Origin of the sequence: Helicobacter rodentium ATCC 700285, from assembly GCF_000687535.1 — a bacterium.
Lineage (GTDB): Bacteria > Campylobacterota > Campylobacteria > Campylobacterales > Helicobacteraceae > Helicobacter_D > Helicobacter_D rodentium.
Map to the genome: position 1 here is coordinate 26,396 of NZ_JHWC01000013.1, position 22,461 is coordinate 48,856.

At 38.3% G+C, this 22,461-nt stretch carries 28 protein-coding genes; 16 read left to right on the plus strand and 12 right to left on the minus strand.

Going from position 1 to position 22,461, the window contains the following annotated elements:
* Positions 1-47: 47 nt before the first annotated feature.
* The 3 genes from BS85_RS0109150 (at position 48) to BS85_RS12115 (ending at position 862) form a co-directional block, all read left to right on the plus strand.
* Positions 48-311 carry a hypothetical protein gene (locus BS85_RS0109150; protein ID WP_026944520.1) on the plus strand — a complete coding sequence of 88 codons (264 nt, stop codon included), beginning with the start codon at positions 48-50 and terminating at the stop codon, positions 309-311.
* A gap of 155 nt (positions 312-466) precedes the next feature.
* Positions 467-658, plus strand: coding sequence for a hypothetical protein (locus BS85_RS0109155; protein ID WP_026944521.1), 192 nt, complete (start codon positions 467-469; stop codon positions 656-658).
* A 69-nt stretch (positions 659-727) separates the two neighbouring features.
* Entirely contained in the window at positions 728-862 is a 135-nt protein-coding gene (locus BS85_RS12115; RefSeq protein WP_281173584.1) for a hypothetical protein, read from the plus strand.
* Positions 863-1,076: 214 nt separating this feature from the next.
* On the opposite strand, the gene BS85_RS11645 is transcribed toward BS85_RS12115, so the two are convergent.
* Positions 1,077-1,253, minus strand: coding sequence for a hypothetical protein (locus BS85_RS11645; RefSeq protein ID WP_156938123.1), 177 nt, complete (start codon positions 1,251-1,253; stop codon positions 1,077-1,079).
* Between BS85_RS11645 and queF the strand changes: the two genes are divergently transcribed.
* From queF to bcp, 8 genes are all read left to right on the plus strand, one after another.
* Positions 1,246-1,737, plus strand: a complete 492-nt coding sequence (gene queF, locus BS85_RS0109160; RefSeq protein ID WP_026944522.1) for a preQ(1) synthase — start codon at positions 1,246-1,248, stop codon at positions 1,735-1,737. The genes BS85_RS11645 and queF overlap by 8 nt on opposite strands.
* Before the next feature lie 84 nt (positions 1,738-1,821).
* Positions 1,822-2,562: a thioredoxin domain-containing protein gene (locus tag BS85_RS0109165; protein WP_026944523.1), complete on the plus strand. Its 741-nt coding sequence runs from the start codon at positions 1,822-1,824 to the stop codon at positions 2,560-2,562.
* Between the two features lie 19 nt (positions 2,563-2,581).
* Complete coding sequence (locus BS85_RS0109170) at positions 2,582-3,748, plus strand: MlaE family ABC transporter permease (RefSeq protein ID WP_026944524.1); 1,167 nt, start codon at positions 2,582-2,584, stop codon at positions 3,746-3,748.
* Positions 3,749-4,486 (plus strand): ABC transporter ATP-binding protein, encoded by a 738-nt coding sequence (locus tag BS85_RS0109175; RefSeq protein WP_026944525.1) that lies wholly within the window; start codon positions 3,749-3,751, stop codon positions 4,484-4,486.
* A 9-nt stretch (positions 4,487-4,495) separates the two neighbouring features.
* Complete coding sequence (locus tag BS85_RS0109180) at positions 4,496-5,299, plus strand: MlaD family protein (RefSeq protein ID WP_026944526.1); 804 nt, start codon at positions 4,496-4,498, stop codon at positions 5,297-5,299.
* 20 nt (positions 5,300-5,319) lie between these two features.
* Positions 5,320-5,880, plus strand: coding sequence for a hypothetical protein (locus tag BS85_RS10665; protein WP_051604775.1), 561 nt, complete (start codon positions 5,320-5,322; stop codon positions 5,878-5,880).
* A 9-nt stretch (positions 5,881-5,889) separates the two neighbouring features.
* The gene (locus tag BS85_RS0109190) at positions 5,890-6,288 is read left to right on the plus strand and encodes a dihydroneopterin aldolase (RefSeq protein ID WP_051604776.1); all 399 of its coding nucleotides are present in this window, start codon (positions 5,890-5,892) and stop codon (positions 6,286-6,288) included.
* A gap of 15 nt (positions 6,289-6,303) precedes the next feature.
* On the plus strand, positions 6,304-6,774 hold the full coding sequence (bcp, locus tag BS85_RS0109195) for a thioredoxin-dependent thiol peroxidase (RefSeq protein WP_026944528.1): 471 nt from the start codon (positions 6,304-6,306) through the stop codon (positions 6,772-6,774).
* Between the two features lie 46 nt (positions 6,775-6,820).
* On the opposite strand, the gene BS85_RS0109200 is transcribed toward bcp, so the two are convergent.
* Positions 6,821-7,384: a hypothetical protein gene (locus BS85_RS0109200; RefSeq protein WP_026944529.1), complete on the minus strand. Its 564-nt coding sequence runs from the start codon at positions 7,382-7,384 to the stop codon at positions 6,821-6,823.
* A 221-nt stretch (positions 7,385-7,605) separates the two neighbouring features.
* Here BS85_RS0109200 and BS85_RS11650 point away from each other — a divergent pair, with 221 nt between their 5' ends.
* Positions 7,606-7,764: a hypothetical protein gene (locus BS85_RS11650; RefSeq protein ID WP_156938124.1), complete on the plus strand. Its 159-nt coding sequence runs from the start codon at positions 7,606-7,608 to the stop codon at positions 7,762-7,764.
* 107 nt (positions 7,765-7,871) lie between these two features.
* On the opposite strand, the gene BS85_RS10955 is transcribed toward BS85_RS11650, so the two are convergent.
* The 5 genes from BS85_RS10955 to tgt form a co-directional block, all read right to left on the minus strand.
* Positions 7,872-9,278, minus strand: a complete 1,407-nt coding sequence (locus BS85_RS10955) for a toxin-antitoxin system YwqK family antitoxin (RefSeq protein ID WP_051604777.1) — start codon at positions 9,276-9,278, stop codon at positions 7,872-7,874.
* Between the two features lie 128 nt (positions 9,279-9,406).
* The gene (locus BS85_RS0109215) at positions 9,407-9,637 is read right to left on the minus strand and encodes a hypothetical protein (protein WP_026944530.1); all 231 of its coding nucleotides are present in this window, start codon (positions 9,635-9,637) and stop codon (positions 9,407-9,409) included.
* Between the two features lie 63 nt (positions 9,638-9,700).
* Positions 9,701-11,479 carry a flagellar assembly protein A gene (locus BS85_RS0109220; RefSeq protein ID WP_026944531.1) on the minus strand — a complete coding sequence of 593 codons (1,779 nt, stop codon included), beginning with the start codon at positions 11,477-11,479 and terminating at the stop codon, positions 9,701-9,703.
* 14 nt (positions 11,480-11,493) lie between these two features.
* Positions 11,494-12,159, minus strand: a complete 666-nt coding sequence (locus BS85_RS0109225) for a bacteriohemerythrin (protein ID WP_026944532.1) — start codon at positions 12,157-12,159, stop codon at positions 11,494-11,496.
* Positions 12,160-12,583: 424 nt separating this feature from the next.
* The gene (gene tgt / locus BS85_RS0109235; RefSeq protein ID WP_026944533.1) at positions 12,584-13,717 is read right to left on the minus strand and encodes a tRNA guanosine(34) transglycosylase Tgt; all 1,134 of its coding nucleotides are present in this window, start codon (positions 13,715-13,717) and stop codon (positions 12,584-12,586) included.
* A gap of 46 nt (positions 13,718-13,763) precedes the next feature.
* Between tgt and BS85_RS0109240 the strand changes: the two genes are divergently transcribed.
* Positions 13,764-15,170 (plus strand): TrkA C-terminal domain-containing protein, encoded by a 1,407-nt coding sequence (locus BS85_RS0109240; protein WP_026944534.1) that lies wholly within the window; start codon positions 13,764-13,766, stop codon positions 15,168-15,170.
* A 195-nt stretch (positions 15,171-15,365) separates the two neighbouring features.
* Here BS85_RS0109240 and BS85_RS0109245 read toward each other — a convergent pair whose 3' ends face one another.
* Entirely contained in the window at positions 15,366-16,667 is a 1,302-nt protein-coding gene (locus tag BS85_RS0109245; protein WP_026944535.1) for an adenosylmethionine--8-amino-7-oxononanoate transaminase, read from the minus strand.
* On the minus strand, positions 16,664-16,804 hold the full coding sequence (locus BS85_RS11655; protein WP_156938125.1) for a hypothetical protein: 141 nt from the start codon (positions 16,802-16,804) through the stop codon (positions 16,664-16,666). The genes BS85_RS0109245 and BS85_RS11655 overlap by 4 nt, the downstream gene beginning before the upstream one ends.
* A gap of 57 nt (positions 16,805-16,861) precedes the next feature.
* Between BS85_RS11655 and BS85_RS12120 the strand changes: the two genes are divergently transcribed.
* The gene (locus tag BS85_RS12120) at positions 16,862-16,993 is read left to right on the plus strand and encodes a hypothetical protein (protein ID WP_276953540.1); all 132 of its coding nucleotides are present in this window, start codon (positions 16,862-16,864) and stop codon (positions 16,991-16,993) included.
* Here BS85_RS12120 and BS85_RS0109255 read toward each other — a convergent pair.
* Positions 16,959-19,202: an autotransporter outer membrane beta-barrel domain-containing protein gene (locus tag BS85_RS0109255; protein WP_026944536.1), complete on the minus strand. Its 2,244-nt coding sequence runs from the start codon at positions 19,200-19,202 to the stop codon at positions 16,959-16,961. The genes BS85_RS12120 and BS85_RS0109255 overlap by 35 nt on opposite strands.
* Positions 19,203-19,680: 478 nt before the next feature.
* Positions 19,681-20,535, minus strand: coding sequence for an acetylglutamate kinase (gene argB, locus BS85_RS0109260; RefSeq protein WP_026944537.1), 855 nt, complete (start codon positions 20,533-20,535; stop codon positions 19,681-19,683).
* 53 nt (positions 20,536-20,588) lie between these two features.
* Between argB and BS85_RS0109265 the strand changes: the two genes are divergently transcribed.
* Positions 20,589-21,536: a D-2-hydroxyacid dehydrogenase gene (locus tag BS85_RS0109265; RefSeq protein ID WP_026944538.1), complete on the plus strand. Its 948-nt coding sequence runs from the start codon at positions 20,589-20,591 to the stop codon at positions 21,534-21,536.
* 28 nt (positions 21,537-21,564) lie between these two features.
* On the plus strand, positions 21,565-22,014 hold the full coding sequence (locus BS85_RS0109270) for a YqaA family protein (protein ID WP_026944539.1): 450 nt from the start codon (positions 21,565-21,567) through the stop codon (positions 22,012-22,014).
* Here the strand turns inward: BS85_RS0109270 and BS85_RS11755 are convergent.
* On the minus strand, positions 21,979-22,164 hold the full coding sequence (locus BS85_RS11755) for a hypothetical protein (protein ID WP_169734706.1): 186 nt from the start codon (positions 22,162-22,164) through the stop codon (positions 21,979-21,981). The two genes, BS85_RS0109270 and BS85_RS11755, sit on opposite strands and share 36 nt — an antisense overlap.
* Between the last annotated feature and the right edge of the window lie 297 nt (positions 22,165-22,461).

Sequence of the window (22,461 nt, forward strand, 5' to 3'; positions counted from 1 at the left end):
TCCTCAAAGCCTGACAAGATTGAAGAAAGTGGATTGAGGAGGTATTAATGGGGAGCTACCGAATTAAGCTTGTAGATTCATACTCTATTGGTAACGAAATAAGCGCAGAGTCATTGGTTAATGATTATGTCAGAGATGAGGAACGATATTTAGAGCATATTTGGGATAATGAAGATGGTTTAGTATCCAATGAGGATAGAGAGCGTCTTAAAAAGATTATTTTAGAACGCATTGAAATTGAGGGTGGGAAATGGAATGGCGAGATTTATGGCGGTCTTTATAAGCATTTACATCTTTACATAAAAGAATAAAAAGCGCAAAAAGCAATATCTTGAAGATTATCTTGATAGTGATTTTCTTTGGGGCGATTATCATGCAAAACTCGTTGCAGAAATTGAGAGAGAAAGAAACAAGGAAGGTGTGTATGATGATGTTATTCTTTTTTAACTTCAAATAAGGACATTGTATGCTTTTAGCGATTAGTGTTATTAGTGCCATTGCGTATTTGGTTACGCGTGGGATTTGCTCGGATATGGCGATTAGTGGGCAGTGGGCAAATCCATACAATCATATCGGATTGTTGTTTATTCTTAATAGATTTTTCAAATGGGCGGCGATTGTAACTTTTGTTCTTTTTATTGTAACGCTTGTCGCATAGGAGGATTCGATGTTGCTTATCGTAGGCTTTATTTGTCTGCTTATTGCCTATTGAGCAGAAAAGCACCTTATGGATATTAAGATTAATCGTAGAGGCTTCACGCAATCTCCCTTTACAATACCGATTCTAGGCATTTTGTATGCAGTTTTTGGACTCTCTGCTGTGGGTTGTTTTATCGGCTTTGTTTTGAATTTAATCTCATAATTTAGATTCTGCTTTTTAGTTTTTGTTTTGATATAGCACTAGGTTGTGCCTGCTTAAAGGTTTCTATCCGTGAGATTATGGATTGCCGCAAGTCGCAAGTGATTTTCGCAAGGACGCATACCAATCTGTCATTGCGAGGAGTGAAACGACGAAGCAATCCATAATCTTGGCAATCAAAAAAGATTCAATCGGCAAGATAAAAGATTAGAGATTATTACAGCCTTTTAACGAGGCTTCGTAGGGACGAAGTAGTAGAATCGCAAGTATGCGAAATTGTAGATTGCCACGATTCCGCTAACACGGAATCTCGTAAGGACAACAAGGCGAATTGTGTAAAGATTCCAAAGTTTTGTATAATTGCAAGAAAATCACAAAGGAAATAAATGTCCAAGAAGCAGCCACCTAAAGAATCCCTAACGCATTTGGGCAATACAACACAATATACTTTTGCCTATGATAAGAATCTTTTAGAAACTTTTGAAAATCAACACAAGGAGCGAGATTATTTTGTCAAGTTTAATTGCCCAGAATTTACGAGCCTTTGCCCCATTACAGGACAGCCAGACTTCGCGACCATTTATATTGCGTATATTCCGAATGAAAAAATGCTAGAATCCAAATCGCTAAAGCTCTATCTCTTTAGCTTCCGCAATCACGGAGGATTCCACGAGGATTGCGTGAATAGGATCTTAAAAGACTTGGTAGAATTGCTACAACCGCGTTATCTTGAAGTGTGGGGGAAATTTTTGCCTCGTGGAGGAATTAGCATTGACCCTTATGCAAACTATGGAATCCCAAAGACAAAATATCAAGAAATGGCAGAATATCGCCTATTAAACCACGATTTACTACCAGAAAAGGTGGATAATCGTTAGGGATTAACAATAAAAGCGTAATGATGATTTTATTCTTTGCAAGAATATTATATAATACTGCTTATTTTAAACAAGGAATCAAGAATGCAAAAATTAGTTTTAACCATTGCTATTACCTCTAGCTTTGTGAGTTTTGCTCTAGCGGGATTTGAAGATAATTTTAAAAAAAGTGTGAAAAATTTTGCAGATGTTAATGTGGAAGTTCAGCTAAAAAAACCCCTAAAAAGCTTTGAAAATCAATATTTTGTGATTGGTAGGACACAAGGAGGAGATATTTTTCCGGTCATTGTAAGTCAAGACGGGAGCTACTTTGTCGCATTAAGCAATATGATGAATTTAGACAAAGAGGATTCCAATATGATAAGAGGGGAGCTTAAGAAAGCAGGAGAAGAAAAAGAAGAGAAAGATTCAAAAGCCCTCAATGCGCTTTTTGCAAGTTTTACCCCAAGTGATTTTATTTATTTGAAAGGCGAGAGTGAGGGTTTGCCAACCAAAATTGTAGTAACAGACCCAGATTGCCCTTATTGCCGAGAACAACTAGAAACAATAGAATCCGAATTGCAAAAAGCAAATCTAAAGCTAATCTTTGCGCCTGTACATCAGAAAGAAGCCTTTATAAAAGCGCAATTAGCAATGAATCAAGCCGCAAAATTAAAAGCAGAGGACACAAAAGGCAAGATTAAAATTTTGCGCTCGTTTTATCAAGAGAAAAAATTAAACAAAAGTGAAATGGCGACAGATTTTTCTCAAGTGCGCAAAAATACAGATAAAATCTTTGGAAGCAACCTTATAAAGGGTGTTCCATTTGTTTTTGAGCAAAAGTAATCCTATCCAATGGCAGTTTATGCAAGCAAGTTTGGAAATCCACTATAATGCAACAAGCGCAAACATTACACTAGGAGGTATTTGGGATAAAAGCCTCTCTGGTCGCACACTTAGGCAACTAGATAACACTGCGGATTCTATTGCAAGACACTTTCAAAGGAGAGAATCCCACCAAAGCATTTCAGTTTGCATTGCGCTAAAAGAGGATTTTGATTTAGATTTTTGTGGTGGAGAAATTTTGCTTCGGTGGTTGGAAGATTTGAAGCAACAAGCAAAAATCAAGCTTGAGGATTCGCAGAACGCTTTACTCATCTCTCAAAAGTCTCAACGCATTTTGAGTATTCTGCAAGACAAAAAAATTCCCGATAAAATAGCCATTACCAAAGAGTTGTTGCAATGGCATTTGGATACATTGAAGATTCTAAAAAAATGGGGCAATTATGCTCTGATGGCTTTAGGTTTTTTGGGTGAAATGGTATATTGTTTTTTGTTGGGATTAGTAAATCCTGCAAATATTCGTCTTAAGGCTTTGTTATTTCAAATCCAAGAGGCTTTAATCAAAGCAATTCCGATTGTTGCTTTGGCTTGTTTTTTGATTGGAATCGTAGTTGCCTATCAAGGAAGTCTCCAGCTAGAACAATTTGGAGCAAGTATTTTAATTGTGGAAATGAGTTCTATGCTGACCTTGCGTGAAATGGCACCTATTATTACCGCAATCATTATTGCAGGACGCAGTGCGTCTGCTTTTAGTGCAGAGATTGGAATGATGAGGGCAACACAAGAGATTGATGCAATGAATGTAATGGGGTTTAATCCCATAAACTTTTTAGTTTTGCCACGCGTAGTTGCGTTATGTATCGCACTTCCTTTTGTGGTTTTTATTGCAGATATTTTTGGGCTTGTAGGCGCAATGCTTGTTTCCTCTATGCAGTTAGGAATCAGTAGTGAGCAATTCATTGAGAGATTCTTGCAAATGGTTGAGTTACGGCATTTTTGGATAGGATTCCTCAAAGCTCCCTTTTTTGGATTGATTATTGCGCTCATTGGTTGCTATCACGGATTTATTGTAGCAAAGGATACACGAAGCATTGGAATCCATACAACCAAAAGCGTAGTGGAATCCATTTTTTGTGTAATTGCATTTGACGCATTGTGCTCTGTGATATTTACGCAGATAGGTTGGTAAATGGAATCGCAAAACATTATAGAAGTGCGCAATCTAACCACTACTTATGGTAAGCGTATTATCCACAATAAAATCTCCTTTAGTGTGGGAAAAAAAGAAATCTTTGCTTTACTTGGAGGAAGCGGAAGCGGAAAAAGCACTTTGCTTAATACAATGATTTTTTTAAAAATGCCCACAAGCGGAGAAGTGCGAATCTTAGGTAAAGATATTTGGAGATTAAACAGCAAAGATGCCTTAAAAATGAAATTAAATATGGGAGTATTGTTTCAATTTGGTGCGCTTTTTAGCTCTTTAAGTGTCTTGGAAAATCTTACGATTCCCTTGCGAGAATGGACAAATTTTAGTAGTGCCGATATAGAATCCCTAGCATATATTTGGCTTACACGCGTGGGGCTGAATGCAGAAGTAGCAAAGCTTTATCCCAATGAATTAAGCGGTGGAATGGTAAAGCGCGTAGGATTGGCACGCGCCTTAGCACTTAGCCCAAAAATTTTGTTTTTAGATGAGCCTACAAGCGGTTTAGACCCCAAAAGCGCAAGGCATTTTGACGCTTTAATTATGGAATTAAGGGATTTGTTGGAAATTAGTGTTGTAATGGTAACACACGATATGGAATCCGTTAAAGGTGCAGTGGATAGAATGGTGATTTTAAAGAATCAAGGAATATTGTTTGAGGGTAGTGTGCGCACTTTAGCACAGCAAACAGAATCGCTAGATTTATTTTTGTATCAGATTTGAGGAGTTAAAATGGAAGCACGATTAAATTATGTATTGCTTGGTGTATTTTTTGTGGTTTCCTTGATTGGTTTGGCTGGATTCGTATTTTGGATAGGAAAATACGATAGAAATCTGAATGATTATCGTGAATATTATCTTTACAATAAAAATCTACCAAAAGGTGTTCGCATTGAAACTCCTGTGCGCTATTTGGGGCTTAATGTGGGTTTTGTAAAAAACTATAAGCTTAATGTAGATGCTGAAGATGTAGAGATTATTCTTTGGATTAAAAAGGATATTACATTAAGAGAGGGTGCAAAGATTTTTGTAGATTCGCAAGGAATCACGGGAGGCATTTTTCTCTCATTGATACAAGGCAAGGGAGAATTTTATGCAGATGGGGCAAGGGCGACTTTGAGCTTAGAGGAGAATTGGCTAGAAAAAGTTGGAAGCAAAGCAGAAAATGTTTTTGACCGCTTGGAGACGAGTTTGAATCGTCTTAATCGCCTCTTGAGCGATAAGAATTTAGATAATATTGAGCATACTTTGTCTGGCTTAGCAAATTTACCCCCTAGAATAGAGGGGGTGCTATCCTCTATGCAAAGGGAGATTACAGGAATTGGAGAAAGCCGAGAATTGATTCATCGTGATATTCTTAATGGGGACTATAATTTACGCACTATTTTAACTCCACTTTTGTTTAATTTGGAGCAAAACTCCAAGACGCTAGAGCAGATTTTGCAAAAAACAGGGGCTTCTATGGAGGATTTTTCTAATGCGCCAAGTGAGTTTTTGTTTGGCAAAAGAGAGCAGACTTTAGGACCGCGTGAGTAGCAAAAAGAAAAGGAATGGGAATGGGAATTTTTAAAAGCTTTTTTATCTTGTCGCTTATTTTGGTTTTGGGTGGTTGTTTGGGCAAAGAACTGCCAAAGATTCAGCATTATGAATTGAGTTTGGATTCTAAAATATGGAATCAAGACACAATCCAAAAGAATCTTGCTAAAAAGCGTCATTTTATTATCTATCAAGGAACAGAAGCAAGTCTTAAAATTGCTAGCAAAAAAATTGCCTATAAAGCCAATGCAAACACAATTGGCTATTTTGTAAAAAGTGAATGGATTGAGCCTTTGCCTCTGATGATAGATTCTCTTGTGGCAAAAGCGGCAAAATATTCCAATGTTTTATTGTCTGAATCCACTAGCACAAAAGATTCTTTCAAGCTTCAAATCTTGGACTTGTATTATGATGAAAGGAGTGAAGTGGTGGTATTAAACCTTCTTGTGAGGACACAAGATTCTAATCATCTTCTTACAAGGAAAGTAGAAGTGCAAAGCGGAGGTTTTGGGGAGATTATTGAGGCGATGAATCAAGCAATCAATTTTGCGCTTTTGGATTCTTTTTCGTTGCTTCATTAAGGTGTAAGAATGCCTAGTTTGAATCCTGCTTCAGAGGTTGAGAATCTTTATAGTATTTGCTTGGAGGATTTTATTTTAGAAGCAATCATTGGAATTTTGCCAAATGAGCGCACAAAGACACAGAGAATCCTAATCAACGCAGAGTTTATTTGTGTTTGGAATCCTAAATCTTTGAGCAACCCATTGCGTCAAGCAACATTGGAGGAGTTTTTGGATTATCGGATTCTAAGGGATTTTATAAAAAATTCTTTTGGACAACAATTTGGATTACTAGAAGAAGCACAAAGTTATTTTTATCAGCAGATTCCTTTGCGCTTCCCGCAAATCAAGGAATTTTGGATTAAAATTACAAAATTAGAAATTTTTGATGATTGTAAAGTTTCAATAAAAATTAATTATCAAGAATAAATAAAGGATTTAAAAATGGAATTAAAAATCAACGATAACGCTCCGCTTTTTAGTTTGCCAAATCAAGACAATGCAGAGATTGCTTTGCAGGATTTTCAAGGAAGTTGGGTTGTGGTATATTTTTATCCCAAAGATAAAACACCCGGTTGCACAATGGAAGCTTGTGATTTTCGCGACAAAATGGAATCTTTTAATGCAATGGGTGTTGTAGTGCTTGGAATCAGCCCAGATAGCGCAAAAGCGCATCAAAGTTTTATTGCAAAGGAATCCTTAAATTTTACCTTGCTTAGTGATACCCAAAAGTCTGCATTAAAAAACTATGGGGCTTGGGGATTAAAAAAGCTTTATGGCAAAGAATATGAGGGAGTAATTCGCTCAACTTTTTTGATTAATCCGCAAGGCAAGATTGCATATATTTGGAAAAATGTCAAAGTCAAAGGGCATATTGAGGAAGTATTTGCGAAGTTAAAAGAATTGCAAGACTAATGAGACTTTACCTAAGGCAAACCGCTTAAGACGGCTTTGCCTAAAGTTAGCCTAATTGCGCTTTAAGCTCCGTTAGCCTTGCGATTTCGCTTTGGATTTCTTTATCGCCACTAATCATAAGAATTGCATAGAAAATTGGGAAAAACATTCCTCTAATCAGCGCAAAGAGAAGTTTAAACAACCAAACAATCCAAATAGAGCCATCATTGTATGCATCTCTCTCCATCATAGCGTCTCTCATCACGGATTGTTGCGTTCTGCCCTTTTCGTATTCTATCTTTCGTTTCGCTCTATCAAAAAATCCCGCAATACTCCATATCAAACACGCAAAAAAAACGCCTCCGCCATTAGGAGTAGGAATCTCTGTTAGAGCGAGTGCTGCTAGACCCACAATCAATAGAATGCTCCAAATAATCTTTTTTGTTTTTAATTGAGACAATTCCTCTTGCAACTCTTTTAAACCCTCATCAACATACTTTAAAGAGCATTCTTTGCAAAGCGGCTTATTATCCGACTTCAAAAATTCGCCTACACATTCTTTACATAGCCCAACACCACAATGGCTACAAGAAGCGACTGCCACGACTTCTTGGTGATTGACACAATTCATCACAGATTCCTTTAATTTAGATTTTTAGAATCGCCATTGTAGTTTTTTTTTTTTTTTTTTTTTTTGATTTTGCTTAATCTAAAAAAGTGCAGTCATCTATCATATTGCGCTGAAGCAGAATCTCCATTCGCGATTCTATTGTAAAGACTATTAAATGTGCTATTATAGATTGCTTCATCTCTCACTTTATTCGTTTCTCGCAAGGACGCAGTGGTTTATTTTTGTCATTGCGAGGCGAAGCCGAAGCAATCCATAATATTGCAAAAATTAGATTTAACAATGGAATCTTGAAGGAAGTGCATTATTTATGGATTGCCACGATTCTACAAGTGGAATCTCGCAAGGACGAAGTAGGAAAATGCGGGTGTGTTACATTATAAATTTGTGGTTCAAAGCGAGTGCAAATGCTTACACAAATGCACACAGCGAAAAGCTAAAGGCTTTTTTGGAAACGACAAAAAACCCCGCAAATAGCGGGATTTAAAGTCTAATTTTCGCAAAAGTTAATGTATTCATTAAAGCTTTTATCAATATATTTATAAAAACTTATATCATAGCCTTCATTAAGCTTATGCAATATGGATACAATACTCTCGTCTGCCACAAGAGTTTTGCCATTGGCGCATTTTAAATTATTATCTAAAAGGGTAAAAGCAAGTTTGCCATTTTTGTGGTAGATTTCTATGGCACCCTCTAGCTTGTCGTTTTTATAAGGAATCTTTATTTGAACTTCTCCGCTTTCATAATATCGTTTTTTTATTCCCTCCACTTTACCATTGCTAAATGGAATCTCATTGTCAAGCTTTCCATTCTCGTACCTTTTTACAACCCCATCTGCCACACAATTTTTGTATGGAATCTCGGCAGTAAGATTCCCATTTTTGGCGTAATGTCTCGCGATTCCGTCTTGTTCATTGTTTTTAAATGGTATTTCTGCTGAAAGATTCCCATTGTTATGATAAAATTTTGCAATCCCCTCTACCTTGTCGTTTTTATAAGGAATTTCTTTTTGAATCGCCTCCCCATCTCCATAATATTGCGTTTGTATTCCTTCCATTTTGCCATTTTTATAAGTAGTTGTAATCCAAAGTTTCTCGCCAACATAATATTTTTCAACCCCGTCTTTCATATCATTTTTATAGGGCGTCTCGCTTTTAAGTCTCATTCTAAGTTTGTCATTATTATAATACTGTCGCTCAATCCCCTCTTTTTTCCCATTTTTATAAGGAATACTCTCAAGGATTTTCCCGCTCACACTATATTTTTTTGCAACCCCCTCTTTTACGCCATTTTTATAAGGAGTTTCCACTTTAAGCCCCGCTCCTTCATAATATACTTTTGTGGTTCCGTCTATTTTGCCATTTTTGTAGGGAGCTTTTGCCCAAATCCACCCACTTCTGTAATATTCTTTCTTGACTCCCTCTAGGATTCCGTTTTTGTAGGGAAATTCACTCTCAAGCACTCCATTTTCGTGATATCGCCTAATAATCCCGTCTTCTTTGCCGTTTTTGAAATAGGATTTCGTCCAAACTCCTCCGTCTAAATAATAGCTTGTATCAGCCCCGTTTTTTATGTTGTTTTTATAAGTTGTTTCCCATTCAAGATTCCCATTCTCATAATACCATTTTTCCACCCCCTCTTTATTGCCATTTTTTAATGGAATCTCACCCTTGCGTTTCCCGTTTGCATAATAAAATATTGCCACCCCCTCTTTTACGCCTTTTTTATATGATACTTCGTAATACTCTCCCTCATCTAGCATTGTTTTTGCTATGCAACCACTGATTTTATCCTCTTCGCTTTGACAAACTTTAAGATTCTGCTCTGTGGGCGTTAGCGCAGAGCAACCACTTAAAACCGCGATTCCTGATGCCATTAGAATATATTTTATCATCACCTTTCCTCTGTTTTTTATTGTTTTAGCTAATCTAGCATAAAAAACAAAGATGAATCTTTGCAAAAATTAGCGGGATTATGGATTGCTTCGTCTTTTATTGCGTTTATTTAATCTGTTTTCTCCCGTTATGAAAGCGGTGTTGTAAAAGGTGTTGTTGGTGGAATCTTTCCAATCACGCAACCTACAATATAGACTTTATGTTGCTGACAAAACTCTAAAAAAGATTGTAGGGTTGCACCATTTTTCGCGCTCTTTTTTGTCGTTTTTATGTAAGTGCTACATTGCTCTCCAAATCTTGAGGAATAGTTTGCATTTAAATGAGAGAAACCTTTAAAGAAGGCATTGAAAATTTCCAAATGAACACATTGTTTGATGATGGTAGTTTTAGGCTTAAAGCCATTCTTGTCGCTTGGTGTAAATTATTGCTTTTGTGGGCGCATTTCATCAATCCAGCTTAGCAAGGATAAATCAAAATCTTGATTGCTTCTTAGTCGGAAAAAATCTCCATCTTTGATGACTTCAAACAAATGCGCAGGGGCTTCTTGGCTAAGAATCGTTTTAAGTGTTTCTTCGCGATTGCCTGTGTAGGCTTTGAATTTAATCATTGTTTCTGCGGTTGGAGGAGTTCCGCGAATAATCATTTTTGCATTGAGTGCGCCCTCATCAATACTTTTTAATCTTACTTCGTTCGTATAGTAAAGATTGATAATCTCTTTATACTCTACCAAATGCTCTTTATAGTGTTCTAGGGCTTTTTCATACTGATCCACAATGCTTTGGAGGTTTTTGGGTAGCTTTTCCTCTGGCTTTTCCTCTTGGTCTTTTTGGATTTTATGCACTTTGCCTTGAGAAGCAAGTAAATAAGCGTAAATTTCGTCCATTTGTTTTCTTAAATGTCTTAGTCGGATTTTGATTTGGTCGGAGAGCATTACATAATCCAATCGGTCGCGGCGCATAAAGGAGAATTTTGCAGGATTCAACTCAAAGGTGTTGTGTTCGCCCAAAACATTATCTACTACAAGGCTGAATCTAGGATAAATTTCGTTATAAGAACGCACATCTTTGATATAAATATAATCTGCCATAATTGTGCCACCAAGTGTGCTGTTGATGTAGGCGACTTTGGCTTCCACGCTTCCTTTTTCTAGCACATCAATCACGACGGTGTGTGCTTTGATTGCGCCACGATGAGAGCCGATAAACGCGGTGTCTGTTTGAATTTTGGACTTGCTGTGCGTTTGCCCGTCAATATTGAGCGATTTAGGTTGTGGAGACGATTCGGGCTTGTTGTCTGCCGTGTCTTGAGTGTTAGTAGGGGATTGTTTGGTGTTTAGCTCATCACTGATGATAAAGCAAAGCGGTTTGATTTCTTTGAAAAATCCGTCTTTTGCCGCTTGAAATTTGATTCTATCTACATCTTCACGCGCACGAATGCTTGTATCTACGCTTACAGCGTTGGCTTGGATTGGCTTAATGGATAGAATCTCACCCTTAAGATTCCGTCCTATGCGTCCTGCCACAGGTTTAATGTATTCAAAAAGCTCATCGCCTTTATGCACGGCTTGCATACAGATTTTGGGGACAAAAACATTGGAATCTTGGGTGTTTGTGCTTAGGATTTCTGTTTGCAGGTTTTGATAGACTTTGATTGCGCCGTCTTTTCCCTCCACACTTGCCACTCCTGTGCCAACACTAAGAATCGTTTTGGGTGAAATTTTCCCGCGAATTAAATCGTTGATGAACGCGTCAATCTGTGTAGAGAGTTTGCCATATTCCCTGATTCCCACTAGATAATCTTGTAAAATCATTGTTTTGTAAAGTTCTTGATAGATTTCAAATTTCAATTCATCGTGGTGTTTGATTTGGTTATTGCATAGCAAAACAGCGTGTAAGGCGGTGTTTTCATTGGCAATAAGTTTGATTCCAAAGGTTCTTGGCGGTTTTTCGCTTTTTTTACAAATTTCAATTTTGTAGAGTTGCTTAATATCAATGTTGGCGATGAAGTTGGAGTTTTTGTTAAAAAGGGTTGTGTCGCTTACGGGTTTGTATTTATTCTCGCCTTTTTTGCTATAAAAGGTGCGAAAATCTAATAAATAAAAGTCAATATCTTCACCAAAATTTTTGCGTTCTTGCAACAAAAGATTCCGCAAATTTTTTACATCGTTAAAAGTTTTGTATCCCTTTGGCGCAAATGTCATTATCTTTTTGTTTCCTAGAATTGTTTAAAATATTTTTTAGCAAGTTCTTCGAAATTATCCTCATCGTCCAAGCTAGAATCGCGATAAACAATCGGCTGTTTGCATACTTTGCAACGGACGAATGTGTTTTCCTCTTGCATAATTTTGTGTAAAGTGTCGCAAACTTTAAATTCTTTTAAATAGCATAGGCAAATGTATTTGTGCCATTGCCCCTTTTTTATGTCCTCTGTTTCGGCTATGATTCTTGTTTTTTGCTCTAGGCTATAAGGAATCTCTTTTACATCGTGCAAACGATTACGATAAGATTCTATTTGTTTGTCTTCGCCTAAAATATGGACAATAAGCCAGTTATGCAAACATTCGTAAAACTCTTTTGCGCTATGCTCCACATCTTCTAAATCCATTAATAACATAGAGAGGTTAGAAATCAATTCGCGATGACGCGTTTTGTGCGCATTTAAGAAAGGATAGCCAATATGTTGCATATATTTTTCTTCATCATTAAAATGCTCTTTCGCGCTTTCAATGACGGCATTCATTCGCGATTCTAACTCTTGTGCCTTGTTGGGAGAAGTGCTTTGAACAAAGGCTTTTGTTTCAACAAGCAGTTGCATAAATGCCTTATGCTGCTCATCTAAATGTTGATTTTTGATGCTAAACTCTTCACTCCACTCTAGCACTTTTATCCTTGTTTGTCTTTGAAAAAATGGAATCACAAAAAATTTCTATAATTATAATATTTTGCACTTTAAATTTACTTTTATAATATAAAGTTTATTTAATTATTCAAGATTCCATTGTAAAGATTTCTATATGCTAAATTATAGATTGCCGCACTCCGCTACGCTTCGTTCGCAATGACGAAAAACCAAAGTGTCTGCCACTGCGTCATTGCGAGATTCTGCGTTAGCGGAATCGTGGCAATCTATAATCTAACATACCTATAAATTTTACAACAGAATCCTAAAAATGAGATTCTATATCATAAATTTGCAGCTCAAAGCAGTGAATTTACTTGCGCAAATGCACGCCACGATTCCTTGCAGAATCTCGCAATGCCACAAGGATAAGCGTTTCTTGCATTGAGGTAGGAATCACAAAGGATTATGCAGACATAGACTCCAAAGAATCCTTGTAAAACTTCGCAAATTCCCCTTTTAAAATTGCCTCTCTAGCATCACGCACTAAATCCAAATAAAACGCAAGATTATGGATGCTTGCAAGGCGAAAATAACTGATTTCTCCTGCACGGAATAGGTGGTGCAAATAGGCGCGAGAGTGGTTTTGACAAGTGTAGCAGTGGCATTTAGAATCTAGGGGCTGTGTGTCAAGCTTGAAACGTGGGGATTTAATGGCGAGTTTGCCAAAATGCGTGAAAATCGTGCCATTCCGTGCATTCCTTGTCGGCATTACGCAATCAAACATATCCACCCCCCGCGCAATCGCCTCTATAATGTCTTGCGGTGTGCCAACTCCCATTAAATAGCGCGGTTTATCGTGTGGCAAAAGCGGTGTTGTAAAATCTAGTGTCGCATACATTTCCGCATTGGGTTCGCCCACTGCTAAGCCACCAATGGCATATCCGTCAAACTCCCCAAGACTTGTTAAATCTCTCGCACTCGCTTCTCTAAACTCCTTGTCCGTGCCACCCTGCACGATTGCAAAAATATTATTTGTGAGTGCGATTCCGTTTTCTAACGCATTTTGTTTTTTGAAATTGTGATAAGTAATCGCCTCTTGCGCCCATTTTGTCGTGCGGTTAATGGATTCTAAAATCCTCTCTTTACTTGCAGGTAAGCCCACCAAATCGTCTAAAATCATCATAATATCGCTGTTTAGATTGTATTGAATATCCAAAACCTTTTGAGGAGAGAAAAAGTGTTGAGAGCCGTCAATATGGCTTTTAAACACGATTCCATCTGCGTGATATTTCACATTGGAATTGAGGCTGAAAGCTTGGAATCCGCCACTATCGGTTAGAAAATTACGCGGGAATTTGCTAAAGGAGTGCAACCCTCCAAGCGCGGCAATTACCTCATCGCTTGGGCGCAAATACAAATGATAAGTATTTGCAAGAATAATGGGCGCATTTAAGCGCAAAAGGTCGCTAAAATCTAGTGCTTTCACACTTGCTTGTGTTCCCACCGGCATAAAGATTGGTGTTTGCACTTCTCCGTGTGCGAGTTTTAGAATCCCCGCACGCGCATTGCCATCGGTTTTTTGTAGATTAAATTCCATTTTCAACCTTTTTTTGCTACATTTCCGCGAAACATTAGGGGAAGTTATGCGAAAAGTGCTTTTAATTTTAGATGGAATTGTAGCAAAAGAATTTCTAAGCATATTAGTAGCAAGGCATTTGGATAAAAATGCGTATATTTTTGTTTCGCTTGATAAGAATCTCTTGCCCCAGAATCTCCCTCAAGATAGTGAATGTTTTTCATTTGACCCAAGCTCTCCTAGTAAATTGCGAGAGATTCTAACTGCTCAAATCACAGATAGCTATATTGTTACAGATAAAATTGAGGAGCGCGAGATTATTTATCGCACATTGCGCACTTATAGCAAAACCTTGCAGATTACTATATTAGGGGAGATTCCTTTGCAGGATGGCGATAAACAGCTTTTGATGATTAATGAATCTCTTGTGTTAAGTGGAAAACTTTTTGAAAAATTCCCCAATGTGCCACGCACTGCGAAATATATTGGCTTAGGACAAGGCGAGATTATGCAAATTAGTGTGCCTTTTGGAAGTCCTTATGCGTATCGTAGCGTGGGTGTGATTAAGCAAAAGAAGTGGAAAATCGTTGCTATTTATCGTAATGAGGAGCTGATTTTGCCCAAATACTCTACAACGATTTTTCCCAATGATTCCTTGTTGCTTATAGGCGAACCAGATACATTGCAAGAAATTTATCATAGGATTAAAGAGGAGTTTGGGCAGTTTCCAACCCCCTTTGGACGCGATGTAGCAATGTATTTTGATTTGTCTTCTTCCAAGAATCTTGCAATGTGTATTCACCAAGCTTTGTGGCTCTTTTCGCATTTTAAAAATAAACGTCTGCATTTGTGCTTTTTGAATCCTACAACAATGCAAGAAGTTCAAAATATAAGTAACGATGAGCGTTTAAGTAGTGAAAATATTTCGTGGCATATTGAATTTTATGAAACCTCTTTGAAACCTGTGTTAAATCGCGATAAAGCAAATAAAAACATTGGTTTAGTTTTGTTGGAAAGTCATTTGTTTGAGGAGCATAAGAGTTATTTGCTAGATTTGGGGATTCCGCTTTTGAAGTTTGGAATGCAGCCTTTAGAGGAATTAACGCATAGTGCGGTAATTTTGCCCAAAAAATCGGAGGAGGCAGAGAAAATATCCTCTGTCGTTTTTGATTTTTCTACACAAATTGGGCTTAAGATTCTGCTTTATGACTTTGATCCCAATGAAGAGCATCACGAACAAGCCTTAGATTATTATAAACATATTGCGAAAGTTTTTGATAAAAAGATAGAGGTGGAGCAATCTAGCACTCAAAATCCAATTTTGTGGTTGAATCGCCAACGCAATACCTTGCAAATCTTGCCCTTGCGCAAGGAGACAATGAAAAATTCTTTGCTCTTTTCTCTTTGCGATGTGGAAAATCTAAGTACGCGTTTGACGAATCTCCCGCAACTTTTCATTCCTTTGTCCGTGTGATGAAAATGCTTTGTGGGCGTTGTTGTTGTGAAGCCTCGTTAATGTTGTAAGCAGAGCGTTTTATTTTTCGTCATTGTGAGAATGCGTAGCATTCGTGGCAATCTATAATGTTGCGTTTCTTGAAAGATTCCATTGCAAAATTTCTTGTATGCAAGATTATGGATTGCTTCGGACAAGTCCTTGCAATGATAAGCTTCATAATGTGCGCAGAATCTCCCCGAGCGATTCTATAATGTAACTTGCCTGTTCTTGCGTCAAAACATAAGGGGGCATTAAATAAATCGTGTTGCCAAGTGGGCGCAGTAGCAACCCATATCTTAAGCCCTTGTTAAAGACTTCTAAGCCCTTGCGCTCTCCCTCAAAGCCACTCAAATCAAAGGCAAAAACCATTCCTTGATGTCTAAGATTCTGCACGCAGTCAAACTCTAGCAATTCTTGCAATCTCTCCCGAATAAATTGCGAGAGAATCGCATTTTTCTCTAGCACATTATCGTTTTGAAAAATATCTAGCACTGCGTTCGCACACGCACACGCAAGGGCATTGCCTGTGTAGGAATGGGAATGCAAAAAGGCTTTATGTTCCTCATAGGGCGCGTAAAAGAGTTGGTAAATTGCATTGGTTGTAACTACGACAGAAAGCGGCAAGTATCCCCCTGTGATTCCTTTGCTTAAGGCTAGAAAATCCGGCACAACCCCGCATTGTTCATAGGCAAACAGACTTCCCGTGCGCCCAAATCCTACCGCAATTTCATCAAAAATCACATACACTCCCGCTTCTTGACACATTTTTACCGCTTCTTGCACGAATTTCGCGCTATACATATTCATATTTCCTGCGCATTGAATCAGTGGTTCTAGCACAAATGCGGCAATCTCGTCCTTGTGTCCTTGTAAGAGGGAATTTAGGGATTCCAAAGATTCCGCATAATCCTCGCCTTTTGGGGCTTTAACCTTTAGCGTTTCTAGCAAAAGTGGCTGATACACTTGCGTATAAATCCCCACATCGCCAACACTTAACGCACCGATGGTTTCTCCGTGATAGGCGTTTTCTAGGCATATAAATTTATTTTTTTTCTTACCAGCAATCGCACAAGCGTGGAATGCCATTTTTAGCGCAACTTCAATCGCGCTTGAGCCATTATCGGCGTAGAAGCACTTGCCAAATTTGGAATCCAAAAGCCCCAAAAGTCGGTGCGATAATTCAATGATAGGCTTGTGCGTAAAACCCGCAAAGATAATGTGTTCTAAGGATTCTAACTGCTCCTTTAGTTTTGCGTTGATGTAAGGATTGCAATGCCCAAAGAGATTCACCCACCAGCTAGAAACGCAGTCCAAATACGCCCGATTCTCAAAATCGTAGAGATACACGCCTTGCGCTTTTTTAATAGGGATTAGCGGAATGTTTGCCTCGTGGTCGTGCATTTGTGTGCAAGGATGCCAAATGCAAGAGAGGTCTAGCTCCTTAAGTTTCGCGGATTCTGTGTTGCTTGGTGTCATTTTGTTGCCTTTAATTGTGGATAGTTTAGGGTAGATTGTAACATAAATTCATTATAACTGCTTATTTTTGTGAGACTTTGTAAGGGTAAAATCTCGTCATTGCGAGATTCTGCACTAGCGGAATCGCGGCAATCCATAATCTTGCATAAAGCAATCTTTAGATTGGACACAACCCTTTATAAGGTTTTGCGCTAATGTGGTGGCAAACCTTTATCGGTTGGGTGAAATTTCTAAAACTTAGCGAGGGTGAGAGAATCTCTAGCTTAGGGCTAGAGATTTGCAATAGAGTGATTAAAATTTATATTTTAATCCAGCCTGTCCTGTGAGATAGGTTTCATTCTTGCTCTCTACTTTTCCTGCAAGGATTTGTTTTACACCCACGCCCACATTTAAGCTTAGTTGCTCTGTGAGATTCATATTTCCGCCCATAATCAATCCGCCATAAGTCTTTTTCTTATCGTCGGTTCTTACTTGCGTAAAGAACGCATTGTTAGCAGCCAAAGTTACATTATAATCATCCGAGCTATTGAGCACATATTGTTCAATTTTTGGAATCGCAAAGAAATAAGAGGATTCGTTGAAATATTTTCTAAATTCTGCTCCAACTTCTAAACTTAGAGAATTATTCTTGCTAGAATCCATTTTCTTATCAATCAATCCTTTGTCGGTATGGCTTGGAATATAGCTAAAGTAATAGTTTGCCCCCACAAAAGGCTTAATCACTAAGCTTTTATCCTCTAGTTCTAACTTCCTGCCCACATTTGCGCTAAGCCCTAAGAATTTACTTGTGTAATCCCCGCTATAAGTTCCGTCTGTTTGGACATAATTTGTATCCATTGGAGAGATTTGCCCATAACCCTTTAAATTTAGTTCCCACAAAGAATCTAAATGGATATTAGAGTAAATTCCTAGTTGATAGTTATCGCTTTCTTGTTTGAAAGAGGAATCTTTGAGTGTAGAATTTGCATAGGTAAAATAAGCTCCCAATAAAACACTCTCCGTGATATATTTATCCGCTCCTACACTAATCCCATACAATCCCCCACTATGAGAATCAATGATATTTGCCCCGCCAAAGACATTTGCCCATACGCTTTGTGCATAAGTGTTGTCTAGGTAGTTTGGTGCGACATCACTTGCGAGTGAAGCAAGTTTGAGTTTAGAAAGCTTTGCGGCATAAGTGTTATAAGGATTGTTTTGCATTGCAATTCTTGAGCCAATAGACATATCATTTGCCACAGAAATCGTTGTGTTGGTTGCTTGGGTAAAGTTGCTTGTGCTTTTACCGCTCTCTTGTGTGTCGTTTTTAATGTCAATGGCAAGTTGGATTCCCTCTCTACTCATCAAGTCTGCCCCAAAAGAGCCAAGAGAATCTGCAATCCCACGCAAAGCAAGAGTGGCTGTCATATCCTCATCATTTAAGCCTCCTGTAACAGCATTGATATAGGCTTTATCGTCGGTTGGGTCAATAGAATTTAGCGCAGTTTTGGCTTCGTTTAGTGCAGTGGTAATTTTATTTTGAAGTTCAGCAGAAAATTCTCCTAAGTTATCAGCTCCCCCTTCTTCCGCAATTTCTATCAGCTTATCTATCGCGGCTTTATCAAATGCAATTTGATTTTCAGTTTTGGTTGCTTCCTCTGTCGCTCCACCATTGGCGATGAGTTTTCCATTTTCTGCCTTGAGTTCGTATTCTACTAAGGAAACGCCATTAATATTATCTAAATCTAGTGCATCTTCTGGAGTATCGGACTTAGCATTTGCATAAATCTCGCCAAGCAAGGCAGAATCTGAAATGTAGTCTCTAAATGAAATGGTTTTACTTCCACTTATTTTATTGTCTGCTATATTTGAATTGAAACTTTTTGCCTCAATCAGTGTAAGATTATTTGCCTCTAATGCAGTAAAGCTATCTGTGATGAGATAAAAGCCGGTATTTGAAATCGTTGCATTTCCATTAGCTCTTATGATTCCTCCCTTATAAAAGTTAAGTTCTGAATTTGTAATGCTTAAATCTCCCCCAACTCCCAAATTGCCGCTATAAGTTTGTCCGCCATAAGGACCGCCAATAATAAATACTTCAGAGTTTGTAATCTCTAAATTTGAGTTGATTCCTTGTCGCTGTCTTACTTCTAGTGCTATGTTTTGCAGTATGGTGTTTCCAACGACTTGATTGTCTCTGCCCACATCTAAATTAAGGATTCGTGCAGAAACATCGCATCCGCCTGAGTGGTTAGGATCACAAGGGCTTGTCCTGCTAGAATCTTTAATCGTAAGCGTATTGCCTCCTATATCAACCCAAATATCTTGATTGCTATTGCCAAAAAATTCACTATCACTCAAATTAAAATTGATTGTTGTATCCTCTTTGTTTCCTTGATACACCCAAGTATTTTCGCTATCAAGCTTGAAATATTGCTCAAAATCTGCTTGATTAGTAATCGTAATGTCTGCTGCATTTAATTGTGCCCCAAGCAGTGCCATAGAGCCACCAAGTAAAGCTTTGGTAGCAAAGTAGGAAAGTTTTGTTTTTGCCATTTTGACTCCTAAATTTAAGATAACATTAAGGCAAAATAATACCCCCCCCCCCCCTTAAAAGTCAATAAAATAACAGCAAAAAGTTAAAAAATTTTGAAATTTTGGGAGTTTTTGCTTTTTGGTAGGTTTTTGTGGCTTTGAGGGGATATGATTTATGTCATTGCGAGATTCTGCGCTAACGGAATCGCGACAATCCATAATTAAGCATATTTGTAATTTCACGATTTTAGTCATTGCGAGGAATGAGTGAAGTGAATGACGAAGCAATCTATAATCTTGCATAAAGTAATTTTTGCAATGGAACCCTTAAAGAGGTGCAACATTGTGGATTGCCACAGCCTCTAACGAGGCTTCGCAATGACGCACTATATTGATTTATAGATTGCTCCGTTGCTTCGTGCTTCGCAGTCTTGCGACTTCTTGCAAGGGCAAAGCAAAAGCCTAAAGGCAATCCACAATCTTATCAATCCAAAAAGATTTAATCTGCTGTAAATTCTGTCCCGATTCCTGCGCTTGTGAAAAGCTCCAAAAGCAAAGAATGCGGAATCCGCCCGTCAATAATATGTGCCTTTTCCACGCCATTTTTGACGCATTCCAAACACGCTTCCACCTTTGGAATCATTCCTCCACTAATCGTGCCGTCTCGGTAGAGATTTTCAGTTTGTGCGATGTTTAGAGATTCTATAATTTCTCCATTTTTATCCAATACACCTTGTGTATCCGTCAAGAATATTGCGCGTTTTGCCTCTGTTGCAATGGCAATGGCACTTGCGGCGGAATCCGCATTGATATTAAATCCCGGGTGTCCCGCCTCCTCACCACAAGCAATAGGCGCAATCACGGGAACTAGATTTTGTTCTAAAAGATTGTTGATAACCGCCCCATTGGTTTCTGTAATTTCCCCTGTGTAGCCATATTTGCCATTGTCTTTTGGAATCGCTTGAAAGAGTGAAGCGTCTTTACCGCTTAAGCCAAGCGCATTAACGCCGTGAAAATTCAAAAATGCGGTGATTTCTTTATTAATCTCACCGCTTAGCACCATTTCTACGATCTTTAGCGCGTCAATGCTTGTAACGCGCAATCCATCTACAAACTTACTAGGAATCTTAAGCGAATCCAAAAGCTCATTAATGCGCTTCCCCCCACCATGCACGATAATAGGCTTGATTCCAAGCATATAAAGCATTACAATGTCAATTGCAAATTGCTCCTTTAGGTTTGGATTGATTTGCGCCGCACCGCCGTATTTAATCACGATTTTAGAGCCACGAAAAAACCGAATATAAGGGAGAGAATCTAAAAGAATGGAAACAATTTTGGAATGGTTACGCATTTTGCCTCTTTATATAGTAAAATAATGCGAAATTATAACTAAAAGGATTGCAAATGCAAGAAAAAATTGTGTTTTTAGACGGACTAAGTTTGGGAGAACATAATTTGCAAGAAAAACTACTTCAAAAACTTCCCAATGCAGATTACACAGAATATCCTACAACTGCGCCAGAGCAGACGCTAGAGAGGGCAAAAGGTGCTACGATTGTGCTTAGCAATAAGGTGGTGTTGAATCGTGCGATTTTAGCGGAGTTGAAGGATTCTTTGAAGCTTGTGTGCATTACCGCTACGGGAATGAATAATGTGGATTTGGAAGCGGCAAAAGAATATGGAATCGCAGTCAAAAATGTGGCGGGATATTCCACAAAAAGTGTCGCGCAACACACCCTAATGATGGCTTTAGCGTTAAGTGCGAAGTTGCCCCTTTATGACTTTTTTTGCAAAAGTGGCTATTATGCCTCTAGCGCACTCTTTACGAATCTTGCTAAACCATTAGAGTTGCTTTATGGCAAGAAATGGGGAATCATAGGGCTAGGAAGCATAGGCAAAGAAGTCGCAAAACTTGCAACTGCCTTTGGTGCTGAAGTTTGCTACTATTCTACAAGTGGCAAAAACCTTGAAGCAGCCTATCCGCATAAAGACCTAAAAACGCTTCTGCAAGAATGCTTCGTGATTTCTATCCACGCACCGCTAAATGATCAAACAAAGAATCTGCTCAATCAAAGCAATTTGCCCTTTATCAAAAATGGCGCGATTCTTATCAATGTTGGGCGCGGTGGAATCGTCAATGAGGAGGATTTGGCAAGGGAGTTAAAAAGGCGCGAAATTTATGCAGGTTTTGATGTTTTTACACAAGAACCTATGCCACAAAACCACCCGTTTTTGGATAAAGAAATTGCAAATCAGCTCCTTTTAACGCCGCATAATGCGTGGGGTTATGAGGAAAGTAAGCAGGTGTTAATAGACGGGGTAATCCATAATATTGTAGAGTTTTTGAAATAAACTCTCATTGGAATAAAACTAAAACTTTATGGAATTTTTAGAATCTTTGGGGCTTGTGGGGTTATTGCTTGTTTGCTTTTTGGCAAGTAGCCTATACCCTTTGGGTTCAGAAGTTTTTGTCTTGGGCTTTGTGTCCATAGGATATTCAGAAATAGTTGTATGGTGTATTGCTACGCTCGGTAACACTCTTGGCGCACTTACAACCTATGCAATTGGTTACTTTGGTAATGACTATTTGTTGCAAAAATACTTTAAAACTGCTACTGCAAAAATTCATCGCTATCAAAATAAAATCCAAAAATTTGGATTCCTCTTTGCCTTTTTTAGTTTTTTGCCCGTTGTTGGCGATGTATTTGCCTTAGCACTTGGTGTTTATCAATATTCTTTTGCAAAGGCAACTTTTTTTATTGCATTGGGCAAGGGATTCCGCTATTTTGTGCTTTTAGGGACATTTGTTTGGTGGCAAACAGCGGGTTAAGAAAACTGCCACTGCGCCCTTGCTGTCATTGCGAGAATTGTAACGCAGTTCGTGGCAATCTATAATATGGAATCTCGCTTGTAAAGATTCCATTGCAAAGGCTTCTTTTGTAAGATTATAGATTGCTTTGTTTGTTTTACTCTCTCGCAATGACAGATTGGTTGTGCGTCATTGCGAGAAAATTTGAAAAATTTTCGTGGCGTGCGTTGCGTAAGCAACTCACCCGCTTTAGCGCAAATCCATAATCAAGCAAAAAGTAAATTCACAATGGAATCGCAATGACAAATCTTAAGCCTTTCTATCCCCCTTAAATTCCCTAAGCAGTGTTTGCATTATGGAATCGCTTGTGGAGTTTGTTTCTAACTTTTCTTTGTTTTCTAATACTTCTAGCACAGATTCAAAGGCGAGGTTGGAATATCTTAAGATTAGAGATTCTGCATTCAAAGA

What these genes read in the sequence shown, in the direction of transcription:
- BS85_RS0109220 (WP_026944531.1), bottom strand. Translation starts at nt 11,479, where the DNA reads ATGACATTTGCGCCAAAGGGATACAAAACTTTTAACGATGTAAAAAAT.
- BS85_RS0109240 (WP_026944534.1), top strand. Translation starts at nt 13,764, where the DNA reads ATGCGAAAAGTGCTTTTAATTTTAGATGGAATTGTAGCAAAAGAATTT.
- BS85_RS0109265 (WP_026944538.1), top strand. Translation starts at nt 20,589, where the DNA reads ATGCAAGAAAAAATTGTGTTTTTAGACGGACTAAGTTTGGGAGAACAT.
- BS85_RS0109155 (WP_026944521.1), top strand. Translation starts at nt 467, where the DNA reads ATGCTTTTAGCGATTAGTGTTATTAGTGCCATTGCGTATTTGGTTACG.
- BS85_RS0109170 (WP_026944524.1), top strand. Translation starts at nt 2,582, where the DNA reads ATGCAAGCAAGTTTGGAAATCCACTATAATGCAACAAGCGCAAACATT.
- BS85_RS11655 (WP_156938125.1), bottom strand. Translation starts at nt 16,804, where the DNA reads ATGGATTGCCGCGATTCCGCTAGTGCAGAATCTCGCAATGACGAGATT.
- BS85_RS0109200 (WP_026944529.1), bottom strand. Translation starts at nt 7,384, where the DNA reads ATGAATTGTGTCAATCACCAAGAAGTCGTGGCAGTCGCTTCTTGTAGC.
- BS85_RS0109150 (WP_026944520.1), top strand. Translation starts at nt 48, where the DNA reads ATGGGGAGCTACCGAATTAAGCTTGTAGATTCATACTCTATTGGTAAC.
- bcp (WP_026944528.1), top strand. Translation starts at nt 6,304, where the DNA reads ATGGAATTAAAAATCAACGATAACGCTCCGCTTTTTAGTTTGCCAAAT.
- BS85_RS10955 (WP_051604777.1), bottom strand. Translation starts at nt 9,278, where the DNA reads ATGATAAAATATATTCTAATGGCATCAGGAATCGCGGTTTTAAGTGGT.
- tgt (WP_026944533.1), bottom strand. Translation starts at nt 13,717, where the DNA reads ATGGAATTTAATCTACAAAAAACCGATGGCAATGCGCGTGCGGGGATT.
- queF (WP_026944522.1), top strand. Translation starts at nt 1,246, where the DNA reads ATGTCCAAGAAGCAGCCACCTAAAGAATCCCTAACGCATTTGGGCAAT.
- BS85_RS0109190 (WP_051604776.1), top strand. Translation starts at nt 5,890, where the DNA reads ATGCCTAGTTTGAATCCTGCTTCAGAGGTTGAGAATCTTTATAGTATT.
- BS85_RS0109165 (WP_026944523.1), top strand. Translation starts at nt 1,822, where the DNA reads ATGCAAAAATTAGTTTTAACCATTGCTATTACCTCTAGCTTTGTGAGT.
- BS85_RS0109270 (WP_026944539.1), top strand. Translation starts at nt 21,565, where the DNA reads ATGGAATTTTTAGAATCTTTGGGGCTTGTGGGGTTATTGCTTGTTTGC.
- BS85_RS12120 (WP_276953540.1), top strand. Translation starts at nt 16,862, where the DNA reads ATGTGGTGGCAAACCTTTATCGGTTGGGTGAAATTTCTAAAACTTAGC.
- argB (WP_026944537.1), bottom strand. Translation starts at nt 20,535, where the DNA reads ATGCGTAACCATTCCAAAATTGTTTCCATTCTTTTAGATTCTCTCCCT.
- BS85_RS0109180 (WP_026944526.1), top strand. Translation starts at nt 4,496, where the DNA reads ATGGAAGCACGATTAAATTATGTATTGCTTGGTGTATTTTTTGTGGTT.
- BS85_RS0109255 (WP_026944536.1), bottom strand. Translation starts at nt 19,202, where the DNA reads ATGGCAAAAACAAAACTTTCCTACTTTGCTACCAAAGCTTTACTTGGT.
- BS85_RS0109245 (WP_026944535.1), bottom strand. Translation starts at nt 16,667, where the DNA reads ATGACACCAAGCAACACAGAATCCGCGAAACTTAAGGAGCTAGACCTC.
- BS85_RS0109175 (WP_026944525.1), top strand. Translation starts at nt 3,749, where the DNA reads ATGGAATCGCAAAACATTATAGAAGTGCGCAATCTAACCACTACTTAT.
- BS85_RS10665 (WP_051604775.1), top strand. Translation starts at nt 5,320, where the DNA reads ATGGGAATTTTTAAAAGCTTTTTTATCTTGTCGCTTATTTTGGTTTTG.
- BS85_RS12115 (WP_281173584.1), top strand. Translation starts at nt 728, where the DNA reads ATGGATATTAAGATTAATCGTAGAGGCTTCACGCAATCTCCCTTTACA.